We start from the raw sequence: 17,779 nt of genomic DNA on the forward strand, positions 1-17,779 counted from the left end.
GCGTCCCCGTCATGTCACTCGTTCTCGGCGTACGAGGCGGTGAACTCCTCGATGATGGTGTCCAGGCCCTGGCCGCTCAGCTTGTCGATCGCGTCCTCGTAGCCGTCCATGTCGAGCTGGCCGACCATGTACTTGTTGTACGCGTCGTTGGCGCCCTTCAGGATCGTCGTCCAGCTGCGGTCGTACTCGTCGGACGACAGCGGCAGCGCGATGTTGATCACCGCGAACTCGGTGTTCTCGGCCATCTTCTCGTTGCCCTCGTCGACGTACGGCGTCGTGCTCTTGAAGGTCACGACGTTGTCGGACGGGCGTGACGACGAGTACGGCTGCACCTCCTGCTCCCACTTCGTCTGGTCGGTGATCGTCAGGACGTCGTCGGCGTCGACCGTGTAGTGCTCGCCCTCGATGCCGTTGGTCATCGCGATGAAGGGCTCTTCGTCCAGCAGCTTGTCGATGAACGCGAGGATGGAGGTCAGCTCCGCCTCGTCCTCGACCTTCGTCTTCGACATCGCGAACCAGCCGCCGAAGCCGCCGTTGGTGTCGGACAGGATGCGGCGCGGCACGTCCTCGAAGGTGATGTCGTTGACCAGTGCCCACGCCATCGGGGTGTCGGGGTTGGCGCTCTTGGCGAGGTTCATGTAGTTGCGCGCCTCGAACAGGCCGGTCACCACGATGCCGCCCTTGCCCTGCGCGATGGCGTCCTGCTGGTTCGACTTCTGCATCGTCACGAACTCACCGTTCACTGCGCCCTGCTCGTAGAGGTCGCGGTACCACTCCATCGCGTCCTTGAAGGCGTCCGTCTGGAAGGACGGGACCACTTCGTCATCGTCGTTGAGCTCGAACACGTTGCCGGCCCCGAAGTATCCCGACAGCGACTTGAAGCCGACCTGGAAGCTCTCGGCGCGGTCGATGAACCCGGTGGTGTCGTTCACGCCGTTGCCGTCGGGGTCGTCGTTCGTGAAGGCGAGGGCGACCTCGGACAGCTCCTCGATGGTGTGCGGCACCTCGAGCCCGAGGTTGTCGAGCCAGTCCTGGCGCACGAGGACGCCGTACCGGGCCACCGGCTTCTGGATCGGGACGCCGTACAGCTTGCCGTCGACGCGCGCCGAGGCGATGGTCTGCTCGTTGATCTCCGCGAGGTTGGGGTAGTCCTCGAGGTACTGCTCGACGTCCCAGAACTGTCCGGACTTCATGGCCTGGCGAACAGCGGTGTTGGCCGGGTTGTTCAGGAGCGTGATGTCGGCCAGCGAGTCCGACGCGAGCGCGGCGCTCATCTTGTCGTCGGAGGAGGCGGCCGGCACCCACTGGAACTCCACATCGGTGCCGGTGTACTCCTCGATCGCCGTCTGGACCGGACCACCGGCCTCAGGCGTCGTCGGCGTGTGGAGCACGGTCATCCAGGTGATGCTCTCCGGCGTCTCGCTGCTGCTGTTGCTGCCGCTGTCGGCCGTCTCGCCCGAACCGCCGCATCCGGTCAGCGCAAGCGATACGACGGCTGCGGAAGCGACGGCGATCCCGAGCCTGGTGTGGTGCCTCATTGTGATGTTCCTCTCGCAAGGTGGACGTGGACGCGCGAGGTCTCGCGTGCCCTGGGGGATGAGGTAGAGGTGGCCGAGGTCGGCGCGGTCGCGGCATCCGCTGATCCGCCCTCCGCGTTCGCGGCTTCCGCGGCCAGCTGGTCGAAGATGATCCGGGTGACGAATCCGACGGCCGTCGCAGGTATGCCGGCGCCGAACAGGACGAGCAGCGGCGCGGCGAACGCGGCGAGCAGCCAGACGACGGCGGCGACGGCGGCGCCGGCGACGATCGTCCAGTGCAGTGACCCGAAGCCGATGAGCGTCGCTGCGGCGATGCGCCGGTGGATGCCGCGCACGTCGGTCGCGGCCATCACGGGGAACACGTACGCGGCGATGATCGCGATGACCACGAGCGCGAGCACGTTGGCGAACTGCAGGATCCAGCTGGACGCGGCGAAGATGTTCGTGATGACGACGGCACCGGCTGCGAGGAGGATCCAGCCGATCGCCGCGGCCTGCCAGTACTGCGCACGCAGGTGGGCGATGAACGTCCGGGTCACCGGCGGGGTCTCGCCGAAGCGGAACCAGCGGTCGATGTAGGCGGCGACCGCGTAGGACGCGGGGCCGATGCCGAAGATCACGAGGCCGAGCGCGGTCGCGGCGATCCACAGCAGGTTCAGGTAGGCGACGCGGTAGACGCCCCGCAGGAACATGCTGATGCGGACGAAGCCCTCGAAGGAGAACATCAGAACACCCCCTCCTCACCGAACTTCTTGGCGAGGCGGTTGGCGGCGATGACGAGGATCAGCCCGACGAGACCCTTGAACAGGCCGACGGCGGTGGCGTAGCTGAGCTGCCCGTTCTGGATGCCGGCGGTGTACACGTACGTGTCGAAGATCTCGCCGACCTCGCGGTTGAGCGAGTTGAGCACCAGGAACATGTGCTCGAAGCCGAGCTCGAGGAAGTCGCCGATCGCGAGGATGAACATCACGATGATGGTCGGCCGGATGGCGGGCAGCGTGATGTGCCAGCTCTGCCGCCAGCGACCCGCGCCGTCGATCTCAGCCGCCTCGTACAGCTGCATGTCGACGGCCGTCATCGCCGCGAGGTAGATGATCGTGCCCCACCCGGCTCCCTTCCAGATCTCCTGGAAGACGTAGAGCGGGCGCAGCCAGGCCGGGTCGGTGAGGAACGGAATCGGCTCGAGACCCCACGAGACGAGGAGGTTGTTGATGCCGCCGCCGTCCGTGGTCAGCAGGACGTAGAAGAGCGACACCACGATCACCCACGACATGAAGTGGGGCAGGTAGATGACGGTCTGGATGCTGCGCTGGAAGAACTTGAGCCGCAGCTCGTTCAGCATCAGGGCGAGGATGATCGGCACCGGGAACGAGAAGACGAGCAGCAGCAGCGAGAGGACGATGGTGTTCGTCATCAGCATCGGGAACGCGTCCTGCGTGAAGAAGCGGACGAAGTGCTCGAAGCCCACCCACGGACTGCCGAAGATGCCGAGGAACGCCGAGTAGTCCTGGAAGGCGATCACCAGTCCGCCCATCGGGACGTACTTGAAGATCAGGAAGTACACGATCCCCGGCAGGGCCATCAGGTAGAGCGCGCGGTGCCGCCAGATCTGCTGCCGCAGCGTCCGCTTCCGCTCCCGAGGGGGCAGCGGCTCGACCGCCTTCGCCTCCATCTGAGGGGGTGCCTCGACCGCGGTCATGCGTGCGTCCGCATCTTCGCGAGAACCATGCGCATCGGTGTTTCACTTCCTGTGCTCGTCGTCGAGTTCGGGGTGGGCCACCGGAAAACGTTTCACCGGGAACCGGTTTCTGACCTTAGCACGGCACTTCTGGGACGACAACCGCACATTCCCGATCAACTCGATTGCCGCGTGATTCCGCGGCGCCGGCCTCGGCCGCGGCGACGATCCGCTGGTCGAGCGAGCCGGAACCTCGCCCGAGGAGCGCGCGGGGCCGCACCGGGGGATCGGGTAATGTTGGGGTGACCGGAGCGGCCGCCACGGCGGCCGTTTCTCGTATCCGAAGGACGGTGGTGCGGTGCCCCAGGCGATCGACGCCCTCGCCGAGATCTTCTCGTGGGTCGGGTTCGGCCTGGGTGCGCTGCTGGCCGGCGTCGCCCTCGTGATGTACCTGCTCGACGGCACCTGGGTGCCGGTGCGTGCGGTCGTCGAGGAGACCCCCGACGGCAGGCTGGTCCGCTGGTTCGATGAAGATGGCGGCGTCGGTGAAGCCCGCCTCTCCCACGAGCAGCAGCACCACATCGGCGGCGCCGACATGGCGGATATCTTCGTCCGTCGCGGATCCCTGAATCGGATGCGGCTGACGCAGGGCTCACCGGCCGTCCGGGCTGTCGCGTGGCTCGCCGTCGGGCTGCTGGCACTGGGCGCGGTCGCACTCGTGACTTCGCTCGTGCTGCTGTTCGCGCGCGGCTGAAGGGCCTGAGTCGCTGCGGTTCCTCAACCCGCTGAGGATGCTCTGCCGCTGTGGTCTCTGCGGCCGTTCACGCGGCGGCGAGCATCCCACCCGCTGCGAGGGCGAGCGCCAGACCGATCCACTGGACAGCAGCGACGCGCTCCCGGAGCACGACCGCGGCGAGCAGGATGGTGCCGGCGGGGTAGAGGGCGGTGAGCGCCGAGACGACAGCGAGCTCGCCGATCCGCAGCGCCAGCAGCATCAGGGCGTTGGCTGCGGCGTCCGCGACGCCGCACGCGATGGCGAGCCACCACGCCCGTCGGAGTGACACCGGTATCCCGTTCATGCCGACGTGTTCGAGGTCCGCCCGGCCGCTCGGTGTCGCACCCAGCGCCGGTGCCGCACTCTCGAGCGCGGAGCGCGCGGGAGCTCCCCGGCGCACGGCGGTGACAGCGAGCACGGCCACGATGCCCGCCGTCACGACCGTGCTCGTCGCCCGGCTGGCGATGAGCGGCACGAGGCCGCTGTCGCCGGAGGTCTGGTCGACGATGATCAGGAACGCGCCGATCGCGAGACCCGCGCCGACCGCCATCGCGAGCGCCCGGGCGCTGGGCCGAACGACCTTCTCGCCCGGTACGAAGCCGACGAGCACCACGGCGACGAGGGCGACCGCGAGGCCCGCATAGCCGATCGGCTCGAGTGCGTCGCCTTTCACGAGCAGTCCCCACAGCATCGGTGCGACAGCGGAGACGACCGCTGTCAGGGGCGACAGGATGCTCATCGGACCGAGTGCGAGGCACGCATACAGGAGTGCGATTGCGACGACGCCGACGACGCCGGCCAGAGCTCCCCAGGCCAGGTCGAGACCCGTCCAGGAGCCGCCGATGACCGGCTGCGCCAGCACGAGGGCGACGAGTCCCGAGAGCGCGGCGACGGCGGTCACGAAGATCGACCGCAGCCGGCGGGCGGCGAGGCCACCCAGGAAGTCCGCCGACCCGTAGACGAGTGCGCCGATGAGGGCGAGTGCAGCGGACATCATCGCCACCAGCTTAGGCAGTGTCAAGTGGGCATCGCGGAGTCGTCGATGCCCTGATCGCTAGATAAACTAGCGATATGACCTCGCCTCACCACGCTCGCCGTCAGCCTCCGCGCTGGCTCCGCATCGGCGTCCCGTCCCTGCTCGTGCTCGTGTGGCTCGTCGTCGGCTCGCTCGGCGGCCCCTACTTCGGCAAAGTCGATGAGGTATCGACCAACGACCGATCGTCCTTCCTTCCCGAGAGCGCCGACGCGACGCAGGTGAACGAGCGGCTCGCCGGCTTCCTCGGTGAGGACAGCATCCCCGCCGTCATCGTCGTCACCGGCGACGGCGAGCTGTCCGAAGACGACATCGCCGACGTGCAGGCGCTCGTCGACGACATGGCGGAGATCGACGGGGTCACCGACGACGTGTCGCCTCCGATCCTCTCCGAGGACGGCGAAGCCGTGCAGGTCTTCGTGCCGATCGATGCGTCGGGCGAGGTCGGCGAAGTCGTCGACGAGATGCGGACGATGGCCGCGGAGGAGCTGCCCGACGGGCTCGAGGCGTGGGTGACCGGCCCGGCCGGCTTCACCGCCGATCTCGTCGAGGGATTCCTCGGCATCGACGGCCTGCTGCTGGCCGTGGCGCTGATCGCGGTGTTCCTGATCCTGGTGATCGTCTACCGGTCGCCTCTTCTGCCCGTCCTCGTGCTGCTCACCTCGGTCTTCGCGCTGTGCGTCGCGCTCCTCACGGTCTGGTGGCTCGCCTACGCGGGCGTCGTCGTGCTCAACGGGCAGGTGCAGGGCATCCTCTTCATCCTCGTGATCGGCGCGGCGACGGACTACGCGCTGCTGTACGTGGCGCGCTTCCGCGAGGCAATCGCGGAAGGGCGGGAGCGGTGGGATGCCGTCATCGCGGCGTGGCGCGGATCGTTCGAGCCGATCCTCGCCTCGGGTGGCACGGTGATCGCGGGCCTGCTATGCCTGCTCCTTTCGGACCTCGCGACCAACCGGGCCCTCGGTCCGATCGCGTCCATCGGCATCGCGTTCTCGATGCTTTCGGCTCTGACGTTCCTGCCGGCGCTGCTGGGGCTCTTCGGACGCGCGGCCTTCTGGCCCTTCATCCCTAAGCAGCCCATCGCGATGATCCCGGACGACCTCACGCAGCCGGTCAAGGGCCTCTGGCCGCGCCAGGCGCGTTTCGTCGCCCGTCACGCCCGCATCGTCTGGATCGCGTGCACGATCGTGCTGCTGGCCGGTGCCCTGGGCATCACCCAGCTCAAGGCCGACGGCGTGCCCACGAGCGACCTCGTGCTCGGGGCATCCGGAGCCCGCGACGGTCAGGAGGTGCTCGCCGAGCACTTCCCGGCGGGCTCCGGTTCGCCCGTCTACGTCATCGTGCCCGAGGCGGACCTCGCCGAGACCGTGGAGGTCATCGAGGCGACGGACGGCATCGACTCGGTATCGGTCGCCTCGGACGACTCGCCGACCGGTCAGGCCGAGGTCGCCGTCGAAGACGGCGAGCCCGTGTTCACGGCGGTGGGCCCGCCCGGCACGCCGGCGCCGGAGCCGACCGTATCGGAGGGCGACGTGCTCGTCATCGGCACGCTGACGGATGCCGCAGACTCGGTCGCCGCCGAGGACACCGTGCGCGAGCTTCGAGCCGACCTCGACGAGGCGCTCGGCGAGGGTATCGCCGTCGTGGGCGGCGAGACCGCGACCGACATCGACACGAACGACACCTCGACACGCGACCGGACTGTCATCATCCCGGTCATCCTCGCGGTGATCCTCGTGATCCTGATGCTGCTGCTGCGCTCGATCCTGGCGCCGGTGCTCCTCATCGCGACGGTGATCCTCTCGTTCGCGACGGCGCTCGGCGTCAGCGCGCTCGTCTTCAACGAGGTGTTCGGCTTCCCCGGCGCCGACCCGGCGGTGCCGCTGTACGGGTTCGTGTTCCTGGTCGCGCTCGGCGTCGACTACAACATCTTCCTGATGTCGCGGGTGCGAGAGGAGTCGCTCGTCCACGGCACGCGGTCGGGCATCCTGCGCGGGCTCGTCGCGACCGGCGGCGTGATCACGTCGGCCGGACTCGTGCTGGCCGCGACGTTCGCGGCGCTGGGGGTGATCCCAATCCTGTTCCTCGCACAGATCGCCTTCATCGTCGCGTTCGGCGTGCTCCTGGACACCTTCATCGTGCGATCGCTCCTCGTGCCCGCACTGTCCTACGACATCGGCCGGGCGATCTGGTGGCCGTCGAAGCTGTGGCGGCGCGGGCCGGAGGCCGCTCCGGGAGCCCTCGAGGCGGGCCCCTCGACGAGCGGGGGCACCGGCGAGGTGTGCACCGAGGGGCGCGCGTCGACGAGCTCGGGCGCCGGCGAGAGGGACGTCGTAGACGTCGACGCGGCGCTGCCCGCCGAGACCGACCCGGATCTCGTCGCGCAGGACGGACACCCCCTCACACGCGAGGAGTATCGGCGTACGCTCGACTCATGAGCAAGGCGCTGTTCATCGTCGATGTCCAGAACGACTTCACCGAGGGCGGGGCGCTGGGTGTCGAGGGCGGCGATGCGGTGGCCCGGCGAATCTCGGACTACCTCGTGACCCACGCCGAGGAGTACGCCGTCATCGTGGCCTCCCGCGACTGGCACGACGCCGAGGGCGACAACGGCGGGCACTTCCACCCCGAACCCGACTTCGTCGACACGTGGCCCGTCCACTGCGTGAGCGGCACGGCGGGTGCTGAGTACGACCCGGGGCTGGACACGTCGTCGGTGACGCACCACGTCAAGAAGGGGCAGGGTGAACCGGCGTACTCGCTGTTCGAGGGCACGACCGACGAGGGAGCGACAGTCTCCCACCTCCTCGAAGAGCACGGCGTCATCGACGTCGACATCGTCGGCATCGCGACCGACTACTGCGTGCGGGCGTCTGCACTCGACGCGATCGAGCACGGCCGCCACGTGCGGGTCCTCACCGACCTGGTCGCGGGCGTGGCCGAGGAAACCAGCGACGCCGCCCTCGCCGAACTCGCGCACGCCGGCGCCGAGCTCGCCCACTCGGGCATCACGGGCGGTGACTGAGGGGGAGCAGGGGACGCCCACGGCCGAGGGTGTCCGGGCGGCCCTGGAGGCGGCGGCATCCGCCGACGAACGGGAGAAGATCCGGCGTCGGATGACCGACGACCGCACCGAGGTCATCGGCGTGCGCATGGGCACCGTCTTCGACATCGCGAAGAAGAACGCACGGATGCCGCTCGGCGAGGTGGATCGGATGCTCGACTCCGACGCGTACGAGATGCGGATGGCCGCCGTCTCGATCCTCGACGCCCAGGCGCGTTCGAAAGATGCGGACCGTGCCGCGATGTATGAGCTGTGGATGCGGCGGATCGACCGGATCGACACGTGGGACTACATCGACCGGGCAGCGCCGCGGGTCATCGGGTGGTACCTGCTCGACAAGCCCCGCGACGTGCTGTTCGAGCTCGCGCGCTCGGACGACCGCTGGCATCGCCGCACCGCGATCACGGCGGCCTTCTGGATCATCCGGTCAGGCGACCTCGACGATCCACTCGCGCTCTGCGGGCTCCTGGCGGCCGATCCGGAGCACCTGGTGCAGACTAACGTCGGTGTCGCGCTGCGCGAGATCGGGCGCGTGGACCCTGCGCGCCTCGAGGCGTTCCTCGCCCGGCAGGGCGACGAGCTGAGCCCTGCGGCCCGACGCACTGCGAGGACCGCGCTCACGCCGGCCCCATGAGCCGCTACTCTCAGGTTTCGTGACCCGGATCCGCCCCCTCGCCGCCGCTGACCACGACGCCTGGCTGCCGCTGTGGCGCGGCTACCTCGCGTTCTACGAGTCCCACGTGCCCGATGAGCAGACCGCCCTGACGTGGAACCGGCTGCTCGATCCGCAGTTCCCGATCCACGGCGCGATCGCCGCCGACGATGAGGGCCGCACGATCGGGTTCGTCCATTGGCTCACGCACGCCGCGACCTGGAGCGCGGCGCCCTACGTCTACCTCGAGGACCTCTTCGTCGACCCCGGCGCCCGGGGCGGCGGCGCCGGTCGCGCGCTCATCGCGCACGTGACCGAGTGGGCTGAGGAGACCGGCGCGGCGAAGGTGTACTGGCTCACGCAGGAGTCCAACGCCACGGCCCGGGCGCTGTACGACCGCGTCGCGACGAGCACGGGCTTCGTGCACTACGAGATCGGGATCCGGCGGTGACCGACGAGCCGGCTCCGGCGCCCGCCGGCCGGGTCGTCGACATCGTCGCGACGATCGCGTTGATCCTGGTCTCGGTCGGCACCTCGATCCTGCTCTTCTTCGCCGCGCTCCTGTGGGCGATGGGCGGCAACGACAACAGCGGCGCCGTCGCGCTGGGCGGCTACACGCCGCTCGCGCTGACGGTGCTCGGGGCCTTCGCCGGCATCGTCGCCCTCGCCCGGCGCCGGACGGCGTTCTGGTATCCGCTCGCCGCTCTCGTGCTGAGCCTCGTCGTCTGGTTCATCGCCGGAGCGCTCGTGCGCTGAGGCGATCAGCACCCTCGGTGGTCGGTGACCGGCGCGGTCGGCAGCCGGGCCGAGGACCCACGTCTCGCGCCCCCGCGGTCAGCCCTCGCTGCGGTGGCGACGTGCGAGGAAGATCGTGAACCCGAGTGCCAGCAGCGCAGTCAGGCACAGCAGGCTCAGCCCGATCGTGTAGCTGTGCGTCTCGGCGTTGTAGGTGGCGCCCATCACCAGCGGAGGGAAGTAGCCGCCGAGACCGCCGGCTGCGCCCACGATCCCCGTCACGGTGCCGACGCGCTCGGCGGGAGCGCGCTGGGCCACCCACGTGAAGACCGCACCCGTGCCGAGGCCGAGGGCGAGGGCCATCAGCACGAACGATGTGCCAGCCGCGAGCTCGGGCGGGGGCTTGAGGGCGATCACGACGGCCATGACGGCGGCGCCGCCGAGCGAGATGCTCAGCACCGTGGCCGGGCCGATGCGGTCCGAGAGCCAGCCTCCCACCGGCCGGGCGATCACGGCAGCGATGGCGAAACCCGCGGTGCGGGCGCCGGCATCGGCGAGGTCGTAGCCGTAGACCTCCTTGAGGTAGGTGGGCAGGTACGTCGAGAATGCGACGAAGCCGCCGAAGGTGACCGCGTACAGGAACGCCATCTGCCACGTGATGGCGAGCTTCGACGCCGCCTTGAGCTTGGGCATGACCGGCGCGGTGTTCGGCTTCCACAGCGGCGAGTCCCGCATGAACAGCCACACGATGATCGCGACCACAATGAGGGCGCCGGCGATGATGAGGTGGGTCGCGACGTAGCCGAACCAGGCCACCATGCGCGGCGTGAAGAACGACGACAGCGCGGTGCCGCCCATGCCGGCCCCGAACAGGCCGGTCGCGAAGCCACGCTTGGCAGGCTCGTACCAGGCGTTGACGAACGGGATGCCGATCGCGAAGGTCGTGCCGGCGATGCCCAGCAGGAACCCGAATGCGATCATGAGTGCGTAGGAGCCCCACACGCCGGCGAGAGCCACGAGCACGACGGGCACGGCGGAGGCCGCCGTGAGGATCGTGAACATCAGGCGTCCGCCGAATCGGTCGGTGAAAGCTCCGGTGAGGATGCGGCCGAGCGATCCGACCAGCACCGGCGTGGCGATGAGGAGCGAGGCCTCGGTCGAGTTCAGCCCCATCTCTGCGGTGTACTGCACCGCCAGCGGTGCGACCAGGTTCCACGCCCAGAACGTGATCGCGAAGGCCAGGAGGGCCAGGAGCAGGTTCTTGGTGCGGCCGGGCAGGGCCTGCGTGTTCTGAGCGGCGGTGGCCGCGGCATCCGTTGTCATCGTCGTGTGCCTCCCGTCTTGCCGGTGGTCGAAGCCTTGCGGTCGGGTGTGCGGTCGGTGGTGCCCACCGGGGCCCAGCCGCGCCGGATGCCGCGCGCCGTCGTCGGTCGTCCGTCGCGCGAGCGGTACACGATGTACGGGCGGAACAGGTAGTGCACCGGCGCGGTGAACGCGTGCACGAGCCGCGTGAACGGCCAGATCATGAACAGCACCATGCCGATGAGGGTGTGGATCTGGAAGTCCAGCGACGCCGCGCTCATCGCCGCGATGTCGGGCTGGAAGACGAACAGCGACCGGAACCACGGTGCCACCGTCTCGCGGTACGTCGTCTCGTGCGGCGGCCCGATGACGCTCAGCACGGTGGTCGCGAGCCCCGCGACGATCGCCGCCACGAGCACGACGTACATGGTCTTGTCGTTCTTCGTCGTCGCCATGAAGACCGGTCCGGTGGTGCGGCGCCGGTAGATCAGGATGCCGACGCCCACGAGCGTCGCGAATCCCGCCACGGTGCCGAGTCCCAGCGCGGCGAGGTGGTACATATCCTCCGAGACGCCGAGTGCGTCCGTCCACGCCTTGGGGATCACGAGGCCGACGATGTGCCCGATCACCACGACGAGGATGCCGAAGTGGAACAGCGGCGACCCGATCCGCAGCAGCCGGGACTCGTAGAGCTGCGACGAACGGGTGGTCCAGCCGAACTGGTCGTAGCGGTAGCGCCAGATCGTGCCGCCGACGAGCACGGCGACCATGATGTACGGGAGGATGCCCCACAGGAAGAGGTCCATCAGGGCGTCCCGACCGGCTCGAGCGGCAGCAGCCGCGGGTCGTGGGCGTCGAGCCCGACCGATTCGCGCGGCGGCCCGGCCGCGGCCATCGCCATCGCCTGCTGGCGGTCGGCGGGGGAGCGCCCGGGAAGCGTGTCGCAGACCGCCGCCACGACGCCGGTGTAGGGCGACCCGCGCTCTTCGAGGGCGATCCGGATGAGCTCGAGACTCGGGCGGTACTCCTGGAGCAGCGCCGCGCCCTCGACCGGCGCGTGCCGCGCGAACTCCAGCACGAGCGGCAGGAAGTCGGGCAGCTCCCCGGTGGCCTCGAGCGCCAGCCCCGCCTCGCGGTAGCGGCGTTTGAGATCGGCCAGCACCGCGCCGCGGCGGCGGGTGTCGCCGTCGGTCCAGTAGCTCAGGTACAGGGCATGCCGCCGTGACATGTCGAACGTGTCGACGTACACGGTCTGCACCTCGGGCGCGGGGGTCGTCCGCCACCACTCCAGGAGAGGGGCGAAGGATGCCGCGGCCCGCGGTGCCGTCTCCCGCAGAGCCGCGTCGATCAGCGTCGCCGAGCCGAGCACCGTGTCGTCGGGGTAGCTCAGGCACAGGGAGGCGGCCTGATGGACCACCCGCGCGCTCATGACGGACCTCCGGGCGCGGCATCCGTCTCCGCTTCCCTGGAGCGCGCCGGGAACAGCCCCGGCGGCGCCCCGTTGCCGTCCCAGTTGAGGAGGTTCACGCGGCCGCGCAGCGACTCGCCGCTGGCCGCCGCGTCGGCGGTCTGGCGGTCCTTCAGCGCGTGGAAGGTCTCGACCGCCACCGGCACCGGCCGGCCGCTCGCCTCCCCGAACATGCCCGACTCGTTGCCGTACGGGCCGCCGTCGAAGTCGAGCGAGCAGCCGAGCTCCTCCAGTTCGTGGGCCCGCTCGTAGTGGGCGGTCGGGATGACGTAGCGCTCCTCGTACTTGGCGATCGCGAGCAGCCGGTACATCGCGTAGATGGACTCGCCGGTCATGCCGACGGCGGCGGGGATCGACTCGTCGCGCTCGCGGTCGAGGGTGATGTCGCGCAGGTACGACCGCATCGCCGCGAGACGCCACAGCACGCCGGTGATGATGTCGGTGTCGCCCGCCGTGAAGAGCTCGGCGAGGTACTCGACCGGGATGCGAAGGGCCTCGATCGCGCCGAAGAGCGTGCCTGCGGCCTCGGAGTCGTGGCCCTGGTCGCGCAGGAGGTCGACGATCGGCGACAGCGGCGGGATGTACCAGACCATCGGCATCGTGCGGTACTCGGGGTGCAGCGGAAGGGCCACCCGGTAGGTCTTCGCGAGGGCGTAGACGGGCGAGCGGCGCGCGGCATCCATCCAGTCCTCGGGGATGTCGCCCTGCGCGCGGGCCGCGGCGATCACCTCGGGGTCGTTCGGGTCGAGCATGAGGTCGAGCTGCGCCTCGTAGAGATCCTTCGGATCGGGCGTCGACGCGGCCTCGGTGACGCGGTCGGCGTCGTAGAGGAACAGGCCCAGGTACCGCAGGCGCCCGACGCAGGTCTCGGAGCACACCGTGGGGATGCCCACCTCGAGACGCGGATAGCACAGCGTGCACTTCTCGGCCTTGCCGGTCTTGTGGTTGAAGTAGATCTTCTTGTACGGACAGCCGGTGATGCACTGGCGCCAGCCGCGGCAGCGGTCCTGGTCGACGAGCACGATGCCGTCCTCGGCGCGCTTGTAGATCGCGCCCGAGGGGCACGAGGCCATGCACGACGGATTGAGGCAGTGCTCGCAGATCCGCGGCAGGTAGAACATGAAGGTCTTCTCGAACTGCAGCTTGATCTTGTCTTCCGATTCGCGCCGCACGCGCTCCACGATCGGGTCGAGGTGGCCCATCTCGCTGGCGCCGCCGAGGTCGTCGTCCCAGTTGGCAGACCACGTGATCTTGGTGTCCTCGCCGGTGATGAGCGACTTCGGCCGCGCGACCGGGAAGTCGTCGCCGAGCGGAGCGTCGATCAGCGTCTCGTAGTCGTACGTCCACGGCTCGTAGTAGTCCTCGAGCTTCGGCTGCACCGGCGACGAGAAGATCGTGAACAGCCGCTTCAGCCGGCCGCCGGTGCGCAGCGACAGGCGCCCGCGCTTGTTGAGCGTCCAGCCGCCGCGCCACTGCTCCTGATCCTCGTAGCGGCGGGGGTAGCCCTGACCGGGCCGCGTCTCGACGTTGTTGAACCACACGTACTCGGTGCCCGCGCGGTTCGTCCAGGCCTGCTTGCAGGTGACCGAGCAGGTGTGGCACCCGATGCACTTGTCGAGGTTCATCACCATGCCCATCTGGGCCATCACGCGCATCAGAACACCACCTCCTGCGAGCGGCGGCGCACCGTCGCCACCATGTCGCGCTGGTTCCCCGTCGGGCCGAGGTAGTTGAACGTGTACGACAGCTGCGCGTACCCGCCGATGAGATGCGTGGGTTTGACCAGCAGCCTCGTGACGGAGTTGTGGATGCCGCCTCGCCGGCCGGTCGCCTCGGACTTGGGCACGTCGATCGTGCGCTCCTGCGCGTGGTGCACGTAGACGACGCCGGTGGGCATCCGGTGCGAGACGATGGCCCGCGCGACCAGCACGCCGTTCGAGTTCACGCACTCGACCCAGTCGTTGTCGGCGGCGCCGATGGCCGCGGCATCCGCCGGACTCATCCACACGGTGGGACCGCCGCGCGAGAGCGACAGCATGAAGAGGTTGTCCTGGTACTCGGAGTGGATCGACCACTTCGAGTGCGGGGTGAGGTACCGCACGACGACCTGCTGCGCGCCGTCGGGCCCGAGCTTGGGCTCGCCGAACAGGCGGTGCATGTCCAGCGGCGGGCGGTAGATCGGCAGCGCCTCGCCGAGGTCGCGCATCCAGGCGTGGTCCAGGTAGAAGTGCATGCGGCCGGTCAGGGTGTGGAACGGCTTCAGCCGCTCGATGTTGACGGTGAAGGGCGCGTACCTGCGGCCGCCGGTCTCGGAGCCAGACCACTCCGGCGACGTGATCACCGGCACGGGCGCCGCCTGCGTCATCGCGAAGGTGATCCGCTTCTCCTCGGAGCCCTCGGCCAGGTCGGCGAGCGGCTTGCCGACCCGCTTCTCCAGCGTGCGGAACCCCTGCGCGGCGAGCTCGCCGTTCGTCGTGCCCGAGAACGCCAGGATCGCCTCGGCCATCTTGACGTCGGTGTCCATGGCGGGTCGGCCGTCGGCGGCCCCGCCGAGCATGACGCCGTTCTTCTGGCCCAGCCGCTCCACCTCGTGCGACACGTCGTAGGTGACGTTCTTGATCGTGAACCCGAGCTTGTCGGCCAGCGGCCCGACCGCGGCGAGCTTGTCGGCGATCGCGGTGTAGTCGCGCTCGACGACGGTGAACTGCGGCATCGTCTTGCCCGGAACGCCCGGGCCGTCGCCCCGCGCCCAGTCCCGCACCTCGCCGCCGGGCTGCGCCGTCTCGCCGGGGGTGTCGTGCTGCATCGGCACCGAGACCAGGTCTCTCCGCGTCCCCAGGTGCGTGCGGGCCTGCTCGGAGAACTCGACGGCGATCGCGTGGAACAGGTCGAAGTCGCTCTTCGCCTCCCACGGAGGGTCGATCGCCGGGGTGAAGGCGTGCACGAAGGGGTGCATGTCGGTCGAGGACAGGTCGTGCTTCTCGTACCAGGTGGCCGCGGGGAACACGACGTCCGACAGCAGCGTCGTCGAGGTCATGCGGAAGTCCGCCGACACCAGCAGGTCGAGCTTGCCCTCGGGGATCTCGTCGTGCCACTTCACGTCGTTCGGGCGCACACTCGCCTCGTCGGTCGCCATGACGTTGTTGTGCGTGCCGAGCAGGTACTTGAGGAAGTACTCGTTCCCCTTGGCGCTGGATCCCATGAGGTTCGACCGCCACAGCGTCAGCAGGCGGGGCCAGTTCTCGGGGGCGTCGACGTCGGCGATCGCGGGCTGCAGGTCGCCGGACTGGAGCTGAGAGGAGACGTAGGATGCCGCATCCGCCGCCTCTCCGCCTGCCACCGCGGCCTCTGCCCGGTCTGCGAGGTCGAGCGGGTTGACGTCGAACTGCGGATAGAACGGCATCCACCCGAGCCGGGCGGACTGCGCGATCGTGTCGGCGGTGTGCATGCCCGCGAGGTTGCCGTCGGCGAGCGGAGAGGCCAGCGCGTCGGCGGCATAGCCGTCGAAGCGCCACTGGTCGGTGTGCATGTACCAGTAGGCCGTGCCGATCATCGTGCGCGGTGGCCGCGACCAGTCCAGCGCGTTCGCGAGAGACAGCCACCCCGTGATCGGGCGGCACTTCTCCTGCCCCACGTAGTGCGCCCAGCCGCCGCCGTTGCGTCCCATCGACCCCGTGAGGATGAGGAGCGCGAGGATCGCGCGATAGGTGGTATCGCCGTGGAACCACTGGCAGATTCCCGCGCCCATGATGATCATCGAGCGGCCGTTCGACTCGACCGCGTTGGCTGCGAACTCGCGCGCGATGCGCGTGCACGCCTGGGCCGGAACGCCGGTGATCTCCTCCTGCCACGCGGGGGTGTAGGGGGAGTCGGCGTCGTCGAGGCCCGTCGGCCACTCGCCCGGCAGTCCGTCGCGGGCGACGCCGTACTGGGCGAGCATCAGATCCAGGACGGTCGTGACCAGGATGCCGCCCACCCGTGTGGCGGGCACGCCACGACGCAGCACCGCACCCTCGCCGTCGGCCGAGTCGAACCGGGGGAGGAGCACCTCGACGGGCGTCGCCGCCGTCGCGAGGTCGTCGATCGAGAGTGCCGGTTCCACGCCTTCGAGGTCGAGGTTCCAGCGGCCTTCGCCGGAGGCGGCGTACCGGAAGCCCATCGAGCCGTTGGGGACGCGCGGCGCGGCGGTCGCGGCATCCAGCACCACCGTCTTCCATTCGTCCTCGGGAGTGTCGCCGCCCAGATCCTTCGAGGTGAGGAAGGTTCCGGGCACGTAGGCGCCGTCGCGCTCGGTGAGCCGCACGAGGTGGGGCAGGTCGGTGTATTGGCGCGCGAAATCGGCGAAGAACGGCACGCGGCGATCGACGTAGTTCTCTTTGAGGACGACGTGGCCCATGGCCATCGCGAGGGCGGCGTCCGTGCCGGCCTGGCACGGCAGCCACTCGTCGGCGAACTTGGTGTTGTCGGCGTAATCCGGGCTGACCGTCACGACCTTCGTGCCGCGGTAGCGCACCTCCGCCATCCAATGGGCGTCGGGCGTGCGGGTGACCGGCACGTTCGAGCCCCACATCATCAGGTACGTGGCATCCCACCAGTCGCCGGACTCCGGCACGTCGGTCTGGTCGCCGAAGACCTGAGGGCTCGCGACCGGCAGGTCGGCGTACCAGTCGTAGAACGACGTCATGACACCGCCGACCAGCTGCGTGAACCGGGTGCCGATGCAGTGCGACACCATCGACATCGCCGGGATCGGCGAGAAGCCGGCGACCCGGTCGGGTCCGTACTCCTTGATGGTGTGGACGTAGCCGGCTGCGACGAGCTCGACCGCCTCGCGCCACGACGCCCGCACGAGACCGCCTTTGCCGCGGGCCCGCTGATACCGGCGGCGCTTCTCGGGGTCCTTCGTGATCTCGCCGAACGCTTCGACCGGGTCCTTGCCGCCGGCCTTCGCGGCGCGGTACTCCTCGAGCAGCACACCGCGGACGTACGGATAGCGCACGCGCGTGGGCGAGTAGGTGTACCACGAAAAAGCAGCCCCGCGGGGACACCCGCGGGGCTCGTATTCGGGACGGTCGGGGCCGACGCTCGGGTAGTCGGTCTCCTGGGCCTCCCACGTGATGATGCCGTCTTTGACGTACACCTTCCACGAACAGGAGCCCGTGCAGTTCACGCCGTGCGTGGACCGGACGACCTTGTCGTGACTCCACCGGTCCCGGTAGAACGCGTCTCCGTCGCGGCCGCCCTCGAGGAACGCCGCACGATGGTCGGAGGTCTCGTCCCACCTCGTGAAGAATCGCCCCGCAGCCAGCAGAGCGTCAGAAGCCGGACCGTCCACACCGACACGGGGCGTCATGTCTCGGACCCTAGCGAAAGGTCCAGGCGATGCGCCAGAGGCGCGGCGAGCCTTTTCCCGCCGTCACCGGGTTGTTCAGGTGGGCCCCGTGGGGCTCGAACCCACGACCCGCGGATTAAAAGTCCGATGCTCTACCGACTGAGCTAGAGGCCCTCGATCGACAAGCCTACTTGCCGCGAAG

At 69.2% G+C, this 17,779-nt stretch carries 15 protein-coding genes and 1 tRNA gene; 6 read left to right on the forward strand and 10 right to left on the reverse strand.

Annotation, left to right across the window (positions count from 1 at the left end; all coding sequences use genetic code 11):
- Window positions 1–14: 14 nt before the first annotated feature.
- The 3 genes from IM767_RS09490 to IM767_RS09500 are packed head-to-tail and all read right to left on the reverse strand — an operon-like array spanning window position 15 to window position 3,237.
- Window positions 15–1,538, reverse strand: a complete 1,524-nt coding sequence (locus IM767_RS09490; protein WP_109210135.1) for an extracellular solute-binding protein — start codon at window positions 1,536–1,538, stop codon at window positions 15–17.
- A complete protein-coding gene (locus tag IM767_RS09495; protein ID WP_109210136.1) occupies window positions 1,535–2,263 on the reverse strand; it encodes a YesL family protein in 729 nt (242 codons plus the stop codon). The genes IM767_RS09490 and IM767_RS09495 overlap by 4 nt, the downstream gene beginning before the upstream one ends.
- Window positions 2,263–3,237, reverse strand: coding sequence for an ABC transporter permease (locus IM767_RS09500; RefSeq protein ID WP_109210137.1), 975 nt, complete (start codon window positions 3,235–3,237; stop codon window positions 2,263–2,265). The genes IM767_RS09495 and IM767_RS09500 overlap by 1 nt, the downstream gene beginning before the upstream one ends.
- Before the next feature lie 337 nt (window positions 3,238–3,574).
- Between IM767_RS09500 and IM767_RS09505 the strand changes: the two genes are divergently transcribed.
- Window positions 3,575–3,970 carry a hypothetical protein gene (locus tag IM767_RS09505; RefSeq protein ID WP_109210138.1) on the forward strand — a complete coding sequence of 132 codons (396 nt, stop codon included), beginning with the start codon at window positions 3,575–3,577 and terminating at the stop codon, window positions 3,968–3,970.
- A gap of 67 nt (window positions 3,971–4,037) precedes the next feature.
- On the opposite strand, the gene IM767_RS09510 is transcribed toward IM767_RS09505, so the two are convergent.
- Window positions 4,038–4,988: an EamA family transporter gene (locus IM767_RS09510; RefSeq protein WP_109210356.1), complete on the reverse strand. Its 951-nt coding sequence runs from the start codon at window positions 4,986–4,988 to the stop codon at window positions 4,038–4,040.
- Between the two features lie 74 nt (window positions 4,989–5,062).
- Between IM767_RS09510 and IM767_RS09515 the strand changes: the two genes are divergently transcribed.
- From IM767_RS09515 to IM767_RS09535, 5 genes are read left to right on the forward strand one after another with little or no spacing between them, the layout of a single operon-like run.
- Complete coding sequence (locus IM767_RS09515; RefSeq protein WP_109210139.1) at window positions 5,063–7,462, forward strand: MMPL family transporter; 2,400 nt, start codon at window positions 5,063–5,065, stop codon at window positions 7,460–7,462.
- Window positions 7,459–8,049: an isochorismatase family protein gene (locus IM767_RS09520; RefSeq protein WP_109210140.1), complete on the forward strand. Its 591-nt coding sequence runs from the start codon at window positions 7,459–7,461 to the stop codon at window positions 8,047–8,049. Before IM767_RS09515 ends, IM767_RS09520 begins: the two co-directional genes overlap by 4 nt.
- Complete coding sequence (locus IM767_RS09525; RefSeq protein ID WP_198425828.1) at window positions 8,042–8,722, forward strand: DNA alkylation repair protein; 681 nt, start codon at window positions 8,042–8,044, stop codon at window positions 8,720–8,722. Before IM767_RS09520 ends, IM767_RS09525 begins: the two co-directional genes overlap by 8 nt.
- A 19-nt stretch (window positions 8,723–8,741) precedes the next feature.
- A complete protein-coding gene (locus tag IM767_RS09530; RefSeq protein WP_109210141.1) occupies window positions 8,742–9,191 on the forward strand; it encodes a GNAT family N-acetyltransferase in 450 nt (149 codons plus the stop codon).
- Window positions 9,188–9,496 (forward strand): hypothetical protein, encoded by a 309-nt coding sequence (locus IM767_RS09535; protein WP_109210142.1) that lies wholly within the window; start codon window positions 9,188–9,190, stop codon window positions 9,494–9,496. The genes IM767_RS09530 and IM767_RS09535 overlap by 4 nt, the downstream gene beginning before the upstream one ends.
- A 78-nt stretch (window positions 9,497–9,574) precedes the next feature.
- Here the strand turns inward: IM767_RS09535 and IM767_RS09540 are convergent, their stop codons facing one another.
- The 6 genes from IM767_RS09540 to IM767_RS09565 all read right to left on the reverse strand — a co-directional run bounded on the left by IM767_RS09540 (window position 9,575) and on the right by IM767_RS09565 (window position 17,751).
- Window positions 9,575–10,798: a nitrate/nitrite transporter gene (locus tag IM767_RS09540; protein WP_109210143.1), complete on the reverse strand. Its 1,224-nt coding sequence runs from the start codon at window positions 10,796–10,798 to the stop codon at window positions 9,575–9,577.
- Window positions 10,795–11,583, reverse strand: coding sequence for a respiratory nitrate reductase subunit gamma (gene narI / locus IM767_RS09545; protein ID WP_109210144.1), 789 nt, complete (start codon window positions 11,581–11,583; stop codon window positions 10,795–10,797). The genes IM767_RS09540 and narI overlap by 4 nt, the downstream gene beginning before the upstream one ends.
- The gene (gene narJ, locus IM767_RS09550; RefSeq protein WP_109210145.1) at window positions 11,583–12,206 is read right to left on the reverse strand and encodes a nitrate reductase molybdenum cofactor assembly chaperone; all 624 of its coding nucleotides are present in this window, start codon (window positions 12,204–12,206) and stop codon (window positions 11,583–11,585) included. Before narJ ends, narI begins: the two co-directional genes overlap by 1 nt.
- Window positions 12,203–13,900, reverse strand: a complete 1,698-nt coding sequence (narH, locus tag IM767_RS09555) for a nitrate reductase subunit beta (RefSeq protein ID WP_109210146.1) — start codon at window positions 13,898–13,900, stop codon at window positions 12,203–12,205. The genes narJ and narH overlap by 4 nt, the downstream gene beginning before the upstream one ends.
- On the reverse strand, window positions 13,900–17,598 hold the full coding sequence (locus IM767_RS09560; RefSeq protein ID WP_109210147.1) for a nitrate reductase subunit alpha: 3,699 nt from the start codon (window positions 17,596–17,598) through the stop codon (window positions 13,900–13,902). The genes narH and IM767_RS09560 overlap by 1 nt, the downstream gene beginning before the upstream one ends.
- An 80-nt stretch (window positions 17,599–17,678) precedes the next feature.
- Window positions 17,679–17,751: transfer RNA gene (locus IM767_RS09565), tRNA-Lys, on the reverse strand.
- Between the last annotated feature and the right edge of the window lie 28 nt (window positions 17,752–17,779).

This window comes from Microbacterium ureisolvens (genome assembly GCF_015278315.1).
Lineage (GTDB): Bacteria > Actinomycetota > Actinomycetes > Actinomycetales > Microbacteriaceae > Microbacterium > Microbacterium ureisolvens.